Origin of the sequence: Christiangramia crocea (assembly GCF_022410465.1) — a bacterium.
Lineage (GTDB): Bacteria > Bacteroidota > Bacteroidia > Flavobacteriales > Flavobacteriaceae > Christiangramia > Christiangramia crocea.
This window is the reverse complement of record NZ_JAJSON010000025.1, coordinates 12256-24629: the sequence shown is the minus strand read 5'-3', so window position 1 is coordinate 24629 and position 12374 is coordinate 12256. Positions and strand designations below refer to the sequence as shown.

Annotated in this window: 10 protein-coding genes; 6 read left to right on the top strand and 4 right to left on the bottom strand. The window is 39.6% G+C overall.

Features of this window, described 5'->3' with window-relative positions:
- Nucleotides 1-4 precede the first annotated feature (4 nt).
- From tsaD to LU635_RS11725, 6 genes are read left to right on the top strand one after another with little or no spacing between them, the layout of a single operon-like run.
- Entirely contained in the window at nt 5-1027 is a 1023-nt protein-coding gene (gene tsaD / locus LU635_RS11750; protein WP_240099447.1) for a tRNA (adenosine(37)-N6)-threonylcarbamoyltransferase complex transferase subunit TsaD, read from the top strand.
- A 1-nt stretch (nt 1028) separates the two neighbouring features.
- Complete coding sequence (locus LU635_RS11745) at nt 1029-1742, top strand: 16S rRNA (uracil(1498)-N(3))-methyltransferase (protein ID WP_240099445.1); 714 nt, start codon at nt 1029-1031, stop codon at nt 1740-1742.
- Nucleotides 1743-1745: 3 nt separating this feature from the next.
- Complete coding sequence (locus tag LU635_RS11740; protein ID WP_240099443.1) at nt 1746-2393, top strand: DUF4159 domain-containing protein; 648 nt, start codon at nt 1746-1748, stop codon at nt 2391-2393.
- On the top strand, nt 2390-2914 hold the full coding sequence (locus tag LU635_RS11735) for a TrmH family RNA methyltransferase (protein ID WP_240099441.1): 525 nt from the start codon (nt 2390-2392) through the stop codon (nt 2912-2914). Before LU635_RS11740 ends, LU635_RS11735 begins: the two co-directional genes overlap by 4 nt.
- 60 nt (nt 2915-2974) lie before the next feature.
- A complete protein-coding gene (locus tag LU635_RS11730; protein WP_255749870.1) occupies nt 2975-4015 on the top strand; it encodes an AI-2E family transporter in 1041 nt (346 codons plus the stop codon).
- 6 nt (nt 4016-4021) lie between these two features.
- Nucleotides 4022-5203 (top strand): class I SAM-dependent methyltransferase, encoded by a 1182-nt coding sequence (locus LU635_RS11725; protein ID WP_240099436.1) that lies wholly within the window; start codon nt 4022-4024, stop codon nt 5201-5203.
- Here LU635_RS11725 and flxY read toward each other — a convergent pair whose 3' ends face one another.
- The 4 genes from flxY to LU635_RS11705 are packed head-to-tail and all read right to left on the bottom strand — an operon-like array spanning nt 5204 to nt 12340.
- Nucleotides 5204-6478, bottom strand: coding sequence for a flexirubin biosynthesis putative acyl-CoA ligase FlxY (gene flxY, locus LU635_RS11720; protein ID WP_240099434.1), 1275 nt, complete (start codon nt 6476-6478; stop codon nt 5204-5206).
- Between the two features lies 1 nt (nt 6479).
- A complete protein-coding gene (locus LU635_RS11715; RefSeq protein WP_240099432.1) occupies nt 6480-8144 on the bottom strand; it encodes a C45 family autoproteolytic acyltransferase/hydrolase in 1665 nt (554 codons plus the stop codon).
- The gene (locus LU635_RS11710; RefSeq protein WP_240099430.1) at nt 8145-11135 is read right to left on the bottom strand and encodes an MMPL family transporter; all 2991 of its coding nucleotides are present in this window, start codon (nt 11133-11135) and stop codon (nt 8145-8147) included.
- Nucleotides 11135-12340, bottom strand: a complete 1206-nt coding sequence (locus tag LU635_RS11705; RefSeq protein ID WP_240099428.1) for a DUF2062 domain-containing protein — start codon at nt 12338-12340, stop codon at nt 11135-11137. The genes LU635_RS11710 and LU635_RS11705 overlap by 1 nt, the downstream gene beginning before the upstream one ends.
- Between the last annotated feature and the right edge of the window lie 34 nt (nt 12341-12374).

Below are 12374 nucleotides of genomic sequence, written 5' to 3'. Positions count from 1 at the left end.
TCTGATGCCAGATCAAAAAATCAACATTCTCGCCATTGAATCATCCTGTGATGATACCGCTGCTGCTGTACTTTGCAACGGAAAAATACTTTCTAATATTGTTGCTACCCAGGAAGTTCACCAACAATACGGTGGTGTAGTGCCGGAACTTGCTTCCAGAGCACACCAGCAAAATATCGTTCCGGTGATCCATCAGGCCCTGGCGAAGGCAAATATCGACAAAAAAGATGTTTCTGCAATTGCCTTTACCAGAGGTCCCGGACTAATGGGTTCTTTGCTGGTGGGAACCTCCTTTGCAAAATCCCTGGCCATGGGATTGAATATTCCTCTAATCGAGGTAAATCATATGCAGGCCCATATTCTGGCTCATTTTATTGAAGAGGACGGTTTTGATAAACCTGAATTTCCATTTCTGGCGATGACCATAAGTGGAGGGCATACCCAGATCGTCAGGGTAACCGACTATTTTAAGATGGAGGTCATAGGTGAAACCACCGATGATGCTGTGGGAGAGGCATTTGATAAAAGCGCCAAGATCCTTGGACTGCCATATCCGGGCGGACCATTGGTAGACAAGTATTCCAAAGAAGGAAACCCGAAAGCTTTCAAATTTCCAAAACCCAGGGTTGACGGATTGAATTTCAGCTTTAGCGGTTTTAAAACAGCCGTACTTTATTTTGTTCAGAGGGAAACGAAGAAAGATCCGGATTTCATAGAAAAGAACCTTAAGGATATTTGTGCTTCAATTCAGTACACCATTATTGGAATACTAATGGATAAACTGAAGAAAGCCGTGCAGGAGACCGGAATAAACCAGGTCGCCATTGGTGGTGGAGTTTCTGCCAATAGTGGGATCAGGCAGGCTCTGAGAGATGCGGAAAAAAAATGGGGCTGGAAATGCTACATCCCAAAGTTTGAGTATACAACCGACAATGCTGCCATGATAGGGATTGCCGGATATCATAAATATCTGAAGGAAGACTTCGCTGACTATTCCATCACCGCACAATCCCGATATAAATTCTGATATGCAACTATTCTATAATCCTGAAATTTCGGAAAAGGATACCCAGGTGCTATTCCAAAGAGACGAAAGCAAACATATTGCTAAGGTCCTAAGAAAAAATGAAGGTGATATTCTGGATATCACAAATGGAAAGGGTTTGCTTTTTAAGGCCGAGATCATAAGGGCTGATATTAAACAATGCCTAGCGAAAATCATCTCGGTAGAAAAACAAGCCCCTCCATCCTATTATTTACATATGATAGTTGCGCCCACCAAGATGAATGACAGATTTGAGTGGTTCCTTGAAAAAGCAATGGAAATAGGTGTACATGAAATAACACCAATTATTTGTGATCACAGTGAAAGGAAGGTTGTAAAACTCCAGCGTTTTGAAAGAGTGCTTCAAAGTGCGATGAAACAATCCTTGCATTACAGGATGCCTAAACTTAATGAACCGGTAAGTTTTTCTGATTTTATGGATACTGAGATAGAAGGTGATAAATTCATTGCTCACTGTGAAGATGAATCTGAAAAAGCCTATCTTCAGAAGAAATTAAAACCGAAAGGAAAGGCCAATATCCTCATAGGTCCTGAAGGTGATTTTAGCCCGAATGAAATAAAAAAGGCAGTAAATGAAGGATGGACGGCGGTAAGTTTAGGTGATAGCCGTTTAAGGACTGAAACCGCTGCAATAGTAGCCTGTCATACAGCTGCAATAGTGAATCAAGAATCCTAAATAATGAAACTGAGATTTCTGATAATAATCTTTATTACAGGCATTTTAAATTTTTCATATGCCCAGGAGATCGCCGTTCTTAAATATAGTGGCGGCGGTGACTGGTACGCAAACCCGACAGCCCTGCCAAATCTCATCAAATTCTGCAACGAGAATATTAATACCCGTATAGACTCAAGACCCCAAACTGTAGAACCGGGAAGTACAGATATTTTTCAGTTCCCGTTTGTGCATATGACGGGGCATGGAAATGTTCTTTTTAATGACGCTGAAGTGGAAAACCTGCGAAATTACCTTTTGAGCGGAGGTTTTCTTCATATTGATGATAATTACGGGATGAATCAGTATATAAGAAATGAGATCAAAAAACTTTTTCCTGAAAAGGAGTTAACAGAATTGTCTGCCGGGCATCCTGTTTTTTCAATGGCATACGATTTCCCAAACGGATTGCCTAAAATTCATGAGCATGATGCTTTACCGCCACAGGCCTTCGGTATTTTTGATAATGGCAGGCTAGTCCTTCTTTTTACGTATGAGAGTGACCTTGGAGATGGCTGGGAGAGTCAACAGGTACATAACGATCCGGAAGAAGTAAGACAAAAGGCATTAAAAATGGGCGCGAACATCATAAAATACGCTTTTGAAAATTGAGCGAACAGCTTTCTCATACGGCAACATCCTTTCATAAAAAGAAATTTTCTGTCATCCTTTTGCTGGATAACATTACCGGTGAAGCAAACATTGGCAGTCTTTTCCGGCTTGCGGATGCATTTGGAATAGAAAAGATAATATTCAGTGGTACCAGGCCTAATCTTAACAGTAACCGACTAAAGCGCACTGCCCGTAACACTCATAATATTGTGGATTTTGAATTTGTTGAAAACCCTTTGCAACTTATTCAGACACTAAAAAAACAAAATTACAGAAGTCTTTCACTTGAGATTACCTCTAATAGTTCACCTATCTGGAATTTCACAGCAAGTAGTTCAGATAAAATTATTCTTGTGGCCGGGAATGAAAGACACGGGGTTTCAAGCGAAGTGCTGGAAATGTGCGACTTATCTTATCATATAGAAATGTTCGGGGAGAATAGTAGTATGAACGTGGCACAGTCTGTTGGGATAGCGTTCTATGAAATAACCAAATCCCTGAACAAGTTTCACAAGAAATAATATATTTACGCTGTGAAAGCACATGACATAGCAAACGGAATACTCAGAGCTACAGGTATCATGATAGGGATCGTCCTGCTTCTCTATTTTCTATGGGAGGTCCAATCGGTGATCGTTTATGTGGCGGTTGCGGGTGTAATAGCCTTAATTGGCAGACCTGTTGTTATTTTTCTTCGTAACAGGCTTCATCTTCCTAATCAGCTTGCGGTAGTCACGGTTCTTATAATGGTGCTGGCCATCTTTGTTGGAATTATATTCGTTTTCGTCCCTATTGTAATTGAACAAAGTAAATATCTCGGGCAAATAGACGTAGAGGCTTTTAAAAGCGATCTTAACGACCTTAATACACAAATAAACAACTATCTAGGCGTCGAAGAAATCAACATCATAGAAGGCCTTAAAAGAAGTGAGTTTGTTAGGAATTTTGATGTTAGCCTGATTCCTCAGTTTCTAAATAATGTCTTTGGAATACTTGGAGCTACCATTGTTGCTGTTTTCTCCATTCTCTTTATTTCATTCTTCTTCTTAAAGGACAGCAAATTGATGCTGAATAGTATACTTGTGTTTGCTAACCGTGGAGAAGAACAGAAATTCCAAAGAGTTTTCAACAAGATCAAAGTATTGCTTTCACGGTATTTCGTAGGGCTCACCCTTCAGATCACAGTCCTGTTTGTTCTCTACACCATTCTGCTTTCGGTCTTCGAGGTAAACAACCCTATAGCCATCGCATTTATATGTGCCGTACTCAATCTCGTACCATATCTTGGACCTTTACTGGCTGGAATTTTAATGGCGCTGTTCGTGATTTCCAGCAATTTGGGAGCCGAATTTAGTAGTGTAATTCTGCCAAAAGTAATCTACGTGATGCTGGGATATGGAATTTGCCAGCTTATAGACAACTTCATTTCCCAACCTATGATCTTCGGCGCAAGTGTAAGATCCCATCCGTTAGAGATCTTTCTTATTATACTTATTGCCGGATTATTGTTCGGTATTACGGGAATGGTTGTAGCTGTTCCATTCTACACAGCCCTGAAGGTTATCGCAAAGGAATCACTTAGTGAGTATAAGATCGTAAAAAGGCTAACCAGAGACCTCTGATAACTCATGCTGAACCAGGCCTTGTTTGACCGGGAAGTCACCAGATTTATAAGGAAGAATCAGAATAAGGATATACCCTCTCTTATCTTAAAAGGAAGCCCTTTCGAAAATGTAACGGTACAGGAACTGGCTATTCAGATAAAGGGACTTCAGGTTGCAAAAAAGAAATTCCCTGAGTTCTACGAAACGGAAGCAATCATCTATCCTCCAAAATTAAACCTGGAACAAACCTCTTCAGAAATAACTGCTCGTTATAAAGCTTCACTTATAAACGGCAGAAGGGCAATAGACCTTACCGGCGGGATGGGAATTGACTCCTATTACCTTTCAAGAAATTTCAAGGAATTTATTTATTGCGAATTAAATGAAGAACTGGCTGAAATAGCTGCTCATAATTTTGATGTTCTTGAAGCAAATAACATTAAGGTTAGATCGGAGAACGGGCTTGAAATACTGAAAAACGCTACTGAAAAATTCAGCTGGGTTTATGCCGATCCTGCAAGGCGAAATGAACAGGGTGGAAAAGTATTCAAACTTGAAGATTGTGAACCGAATATTCCTGCCAGTCTTGAAATGATCTTTCAGCATACGGAGAATGTAAAACTCAAGACCTCTCCTATCCTGGATATTTCGGCGGGCCTGGATGAACTGCGGAATGTAAAGGAAATTCACATCATAGCTATAAGAAATGAGGTAAAAGAATTGCTGTGGATACTCGAAAAAGGATATAAAGATGAACCCGTCATCAAAACGCTGAATTTCGAAAAAAGTGAAATCCAGAAGTTCTCAGGAAAGAGATCGGATGATTACGATAATATCATTTTTAGTGAACCCGAAGATTATTTATACGAGCCCAATGCCGCGGTTATGAAGAGCGGAATGTTCAATACTCTGGCCACAAAAACAAATACAAAAAAGCTGAATCAAAATTCCCATTTATATACTTCAGAAGAATTGAAAATCTTTCCAGGAAGAATATTTAAAATAACTGAAATAAAATTATATAAAGACTCTTACTTAAAGAAAAACTTTAAGAATAAAAAAGCTAACCTTACTACCCGTAACTTCCCGGAATCGGTTGAAAATATCAGGAAAAGGTTCAAAATAAAAGATGGTGGTGAGGATTATATTTTCTTTACAACCAATCTTCAGGAAGAAAAGATAGTGATCTTCTGCAGAAAGATCTGATTACCTGAGATCTCTGAAAACCTGAGGTTTTCTACTTCCTTTTGGGAATTTTAATTTCTCAATTTCCTGTTCTTTTATTCTTTCAATTTCCGGAGTAACATGTAATTGTGATTTAAAATAGTCTTTTAAGCCACTAATATCATTGAAGGACTCAGTAACCTTGACCGAAACAAGGTCATTTTCGAGATCATCTCTTTTGGCTTCAATAACAAATGACTTTATTTTTCCATAGGAATTCATAACCTCAATAATATGTTGCGGGTATAGGCTTGTGCCCTTCAGCTTCATCTTCTGTTGCTTCCTGCCTACTACCGGTCCCAGTCTTGGTGTATTTCTTCCGCATTTACACTTTCCTTCATAATAAGCAAGCATATCGCCTGTAGCAAATCTTAACAGGGGCATCGTCCGGGTTCCCAGCGGACTCACCACCAGCTCTCCTATTTCGCCAGGTTTCACCTGTTTTCTATCCTCATCAAGGATTTCTGTATAGATAAGTTTGCTCAGTATATGATTACCGGCGTGATATGGACATTCTGTAAAGGCAGTAGACATCTCTGTGGAGGCATAGGTAGAAAAAAGTTCTATATCCCAGAGCTCGGTGATCTTCTTTCCCAGGGCATTCAATTCAAACTGCTGGTTTCTTAGTGGTTCTCCAATACAAATTGCCGCTTCGATGGAAGAATTAGTGTAATCAATATTGTTCTCTCTTGCATATTGGATCATTTTCAGCAGGAATGAGGGAACGGCTACCAGGTAATCTGGTTTGAATCTTTCAATGCTTTCCCATTGCAACTGAGGAAGTCCGCTACCAGTCCTGATAATTCCTGCACCTAACTTTCTGAGACCTAGAAAATAGGCCATTCCAGCCATGAACCTGCGGTCTAACGTGGTAGTGATCTGGACCTTATCTTCTTTTTTTATTCCGGCAATGCTGAATGACTGGAATTCATTCTCAGCCAGACGCTCAAGATCGGCCTCATTAAGGGCGAAATTTACGGGACTTCCCAAAGTTCCGGAGGTGGTCACAAAATCGATAATATCATCTTCAGGAACACAGATGAATTCTGAATTATGATGCTGAAGGTCTTCCTTGCTTGTTATTGGTAGTTTTCTAAAGTCTTCAATTGAATTAATATCCTTTACCTGAAGCGATTCTTCTTTGAAAAGTTTCTGATAATACGGCGATTTCTGAGCTGTATATTCAAGTTGAGATTTCAGTAAATCCCACTGTTTTGCTTTTATGATTTCAATATTTTGAAAATGAAGGTCCTTCATATTATAATTTTCGATAGCTTTTTTTGATCATTTCAGCGATCTTTTCCTCATCAGGTTTTGTAGTAACTTCTCTCCTAACTGCCTGTTTGAAACGGATAACTGCATTCTTATAATCCTTATTTTCATAGTAGATCAATCCTGCCAGATACCAGGCTTCCCAGAAATCAGGATTAAGCTTAACCAGTTTTTGGGCTTGGTCTATTGTCACAGGAATATCTTCAGATAAACTTGTTTTAACCTGATTCTCCAGCTTCCTGTAGGCTTCATAATCCCTAAAAGCTTTTGTATGAATGAAATTACTTTCCGGAATATTCTTTTCTGGTTTTGAAACTGAAGCCGTTAAGTTCCCCTTCTGAAATTCTGAAAAGGCCTCTTCAAGATCATAAGCCACGAACACCCCCATTTGATAGGGATTCGCCGAAACCCACATTATCCTTTTTTCAGGCTTAAAAACAACTCCATGATGTGCAAGTAACTGATTGATGGCTTTTTCATTTCCATAGCCAAGGGCGACGTCATTTATACCTCTTCTATTCCTTAAAATATCAACCGCCTTTTCAGGGTTTAGATTTTCCGTATTGGAAAGCAGTTCTTTCATCCGGTCGTAACGGTATTTTGAATGGCTTTCCTCTATGGCTTTTAAATTCTTATTATCATCTGCGTAAGCTTCACTCTGGAAATGATTGCTGCAAACCAGTTCACTGGAATTTTGCACCTCATAAACCCCGAAATTAGAGGGAGAAACTTCAATAAGGATCGCCTTTCTTTCCTCTGCACTACCCACCATAATGGCTTCTGAAACAAATACCTCTCTTTTTCTGGCAATCTCGATCGCCTCGGACGTACTGCCGGCATATTGCAGGATCTCCCTTGCTACCAGGCTTATTGGAGTTTTAGCCACAAAAGGCATTTTCGATTTTCCTGCATTGATCGTCACCGTTATTCCTTTCTCGTTCATTCCGCTTACTACGCCAATCATTCCGCCCCAGGTATACATCATAAATTTATGTCCCGTATCAGGCTTTACGAATGCCATGATCTTCTGCTTTCCGAATTCATCACCCGCGTAAAAATCAAAATTGCGACCCAGTAATAATTCGCCGCCTTGAGTCTTTTGATCCCAGGCGGCAAACGAGGTACAACCTACCAGCATTAAGTCCTGCAGCGCATGCCCGATGTCGTGTGCTCCATGAAGGTAGAGCATCCTGACATAAGCCGGAGCAAAATCATCATAACTTTTAGATGCGAACCGGGATACCCCATAGATTTCCTGCTGATATTCCCCGGGAACATGCTTGTACATTTTTCTGTTGAACCAGGAAACCACTTTCTTTAAAAACTCACGATAATTCTCAGAAGGGACCATTGCCTGCAATTTATTCATAAAAGCCACTTCCTGATGGTTGATAAGCTCCCGGGTGAGACTGCCGTTGGCTATTCCTCTTTCCAGGGCATCGCCTTCAATATAAAGTTCCCAGATTCCATACTCATTTTTATAAAGCTGATTATTCCCCAGGCTAAAATGAGTTTCGCTATGTTTAATTCGTGTACTGTCTATTTTCTCAATTCCACTGATATCAGGCCTTTGCTCCAAAGATCTTTTTACCCCACAGGAAAAAAGCAGAGTGGGAATGATCAATAATATGCCAATGCCACGGAAACTCATTTAATCAGTTTTACGAAATACAAGAATATTGTTCTGGCGGTACACTATCTCAAAATTCATATCCAACAGCCAGCGATTGGGGAAATCTGAATCTATAAAGATCACCTTTTCAGCTTCCCTCTTTATCAGATCCACGAGAACATCGGTTTCCTGAAAGCTGCCGTTTATAATGAAAACCTTACTTGCAGGCAATTCAATTATGCTGGAATAGAAAAAGATCTCTGCCGAATTTGAGCGCGGAATACTACTGGAGACCCTGAAACGGTACTCCTTATTCTCATAAGCATGGATCCTGGCATTTTCAAACTTATAGGAAAGGAATAAAGGAATAACTCCATAATCGGAATTTACAATGGAAATACTTTCCCCATCCTCTATGTACCGGCTTATCCGAAGATTTTTTTCCCGTATATTTCTGAATTTCTGTTTTACTTTAGGAAAAACAGATTTATAACGGTAGTTGCTCAATATCGCACGTTTCCGGTATAGCTTTTCACTTTCTGATTGGCTTAACCTTCCTCCGAAATCGGCTAACTGACCAAAATGAAAAGGAGGTTTTCCTTCTTTTGCCCTTTTTAATATCAGCTTTCTGAAAATTGCCCGTTGGATCACAAAGCTGACAATAACTGCTGTTACAACTCCAATAATTGATACCACGGAAACCGATCTAAGTGCCGGATGCTGAGCAAATATCAAAGCGCCCATTCCCAGTAAAGTAGTGATCACCGAAATAAGTATGGATGTTTGATAAGTTTTAAGATCTGATCTTCCGGTCTCATATTCATTAAGGCAGGAATTGGTTATAAAAATACTGTAATCCAAACCGAGTCCAAAGATGAATGTGGATATAATGATATTCAGAATATTGAATTCAATATCCAGCATTGCCATCAGGCCAAGCGCACAGATCCAGGTGATGGCAATTGGGAGTAGCGTAAAAAGACTAATTTCAAGGTTACGGTAGGAAATAAGAAGAATTACAAATACCGCAATAACCGAAATCATTATAAGCATATTGAAATCTTCTTTCAGGCTTCCGAGGAAATTCTGATTCATCGCTCTCCGGTCCAGGGCAAAAATACCTTCTTCATCTTCGAAATTGGAAATGAATTCAGCGCTCTTATCTTCTTCAAGACTCACTGTACTGGTCACCGTAGCAATATTTTCTCCTTCAGAAATGAAATCATTGAGATATAATCCACCGGCATTTTTATAATCTGCGAGATCAATATTAGAAAAGTCTTCTTTAAGCTGATCATAAAAGCGATCAAACGTTTCGGCCCTGAATCCATATTCCGCTGAAATTGTAGTAATATTTTGCTTAAGGCTATCGGTTCTTTCAGGTGTCCAGAACGAATCCCAGTTCCCAATTCTATCGTTCTGGGTGGAAGTAGATAAAACCACTCCTCCTATACTGCTGAAACTTTGAATTCTGCCTTCATTCTCGAACTCCTGTAAACGCTGGTACAGACGGTTATTTTCCTGGAGAGCCTCATCAATGGAGTTCCCATAGGCTACCATATAGATGGTCTTTCCAGCCCTTCCGGCCAGAGCTTCTACCCTATTCTCAGTTTCCCTGAGGCCGGGAGGTTCGTAATTAAGTTTTGAAAGGTCATTATTGAATTCAACCCGGTTAAAGAAGAAAAGAGAGATAACAAACAGCAAAATTACTGTTATAACCAAAGGTCTTATTCTCGAATAATCAACAGAAGCTATTTTATCTAAAAACGTCCTGTTCTTATTGGTCTCCACTTCAGGTTTATAGAACAGAGGAATAAGAATCAGTGCAAAAACCGAAGAAAGCAAAACGCTTATGGAGGCAAAGATTCCCAGGTCATTAAGAGCTTCACTTTGTAAAAAAATGAGACAGAGAAATGCCACTGCAGTGGTAGTACTGCTCGTAAGGATAGGCCTGGTAATTTCCCTGTAAAGCCGAGTGATATCCCGGTTATTTCTAAAATGGGTGAGGATATGAAGGGCATAATCCAGTGTGATCCCTAAAAGTATGGCTCCTATCCCTAAAGAAATTGAAGACACATTGCTTTTCGTTATACTTAGTACCGCAATAGCTGAAATTCCCGCCAGTATACCTGGGATAAAAAGAAGAACCGGAACATAGATCTTACGATAAAAGGATATCAGTAAAATAAGAAGTAATACAACCGCAATACCAATAGTGAGCCTGATATCTTTCTTAATCCTGTTGGCATTTGCCAGTGAATACAACATACCTCCAAAATAACTGGCTTCAACTTCTTTATATTCACTATTCAGGCTACCGGTTATTTCTTCTAGGGCAATTATAAAATCCTGATTCCTATTGGTTTCTGAAGATGGTAAGGCCGAATCCAGGAATAGAATTATATTTTTTCTGTCTTTTGTGATCAGGTAATTTTTATAGATACCGAAATTATCCCCTACCTGTAATTCCTGAAGTTTAGAAAGCCCTAGATTTGTAAAACCCAGAGGATCAGCAAGAAAGTAATCCTTGGTTACAAAACCGGTTGGAGACATGAGCTGCCTGTATCCTGAATCGAGTCTTCTGCGTATGCTGTCTGGATATAACCGGTTAGATATTTTTTCGTAATCCTGTTCCTGAAGAAATACCGGAAGATTATCATGAACAAAATTGTATACCTGCCGGATATCCTTTTCAGGCACTTTTCCCTTAATTTCAGAAACATATTCAGGTAATTCACTTTCTATCCTTTTCGTAAGTCTGTTGGCGTAGGCAACCAGAGTATCTGGAGAGGTTGCATCGGTTTCAGCAGATATACTGATAATCAGTTTATCGGAAAGGTCCGTTACCCTTAGCACTTTCTTTAATACATTCTGCTTTTCCCCAGAGGGAATCAGCTTGGTAATATCTTCTTTAAGCTCAATATTCCAGGCAATAAGTGAGGTTATGAAAATGTAAATGAACAGTATTGAAAAACCGAGGATCTTACGGTTTTTCAGAAAGTTATGAATATTGAGAAAAGCTTTGTGCATTAAGGTTTCACCACCTGCTTTTGATTAAAGACCGAAAATAAAAAATAAAATACAATCCACAGACTAAAGGCCGTCACAATTGCCAGAGCGAAACTTCCCATAATATATTGCCAGAGGCCCATAAAAATATCGGTTCCGGTTTCAAATTTCTGAAGTTCCAAATCCCAGTCAAAACCTTTCCCTGAAATAAGAGAACCCGCCTGGTAACTGGCATATATAATCACAGGGATTAAAGGCGGTATACTTATATTAGAGAATAAGAAGGCTACAACCTTATTTAACCGGAAAACCGCTGCCAGAGTAAAGACCAGTAACGTATGTATCCCCCAGAAGGGTGAAATTCCTACAAATATGCCCAAGGCAATGGCTGCTGCCTTTTTATGAGGCGGCTCCTGACTTTTAACTATATCTTCCTTCCAGAACCTCCGGAAACCTTTATTCTTAAAATCCTGATATTTATTTCTTGGATGTATATAAAAGAAACTCACCAATACAAACCACATATAAAGAAGAACAATGCGAACGATATCCCAGAAAGGCCTGAAGTGAGTTACTCTTTCGCCTTCCTCATAAAAGACCTTGATGGGAATATTCTTTACTTCTACTTTTTGCCAGGCTGCTTTTACCAGCACCTCGATCTCCAGTTCGAACTTCCAGGTAATGAGCTTAAGTGAATTAATAAGTTTTACAGGATATAATCTGTACCCGCTTTGCGTATCGTGTAACTCGATTCCTGTCACCACTAAAAACCAGAAATTGGAAAACCTGTTTCCGGTACTGCTTTTTCCAGGAATACCGTCTCTTCCCATGTTCCGGTCACCAACAAGAAGCAGTTCAGGATCATGTTCTTTACGTTTCTCCAGTTCCGTTAGAAAAACATCAAGATCATCGGGATAATGCTGCCCGTCAGAATCTATTGTGATCGCATAATCGTATCCCAGTTCTTCGGCAAAGGCAAATCCGGTTTTAAGAGCAATGCCTTTACCTTTATTTTCAGAATGAGCCTTACGATGTAATTCTGAATGTTTATTCAGGATCTTCGCCGTAGCATCGGTTGACCCGTCATTTATAATAATTAGATTCCGGGTATAAAGTTTCAGGTCTTCAAGAAAAGACGCAAGAGAATGTGCATTATTGTAAGTAGGTACAATAACACAGCAGTTAAGCTTTTCGAATCTTGGTTGAAAAACCGGTTCTTTTTTCACCCTGGGAATGTTTATTGCAAAAGTATTATTTATT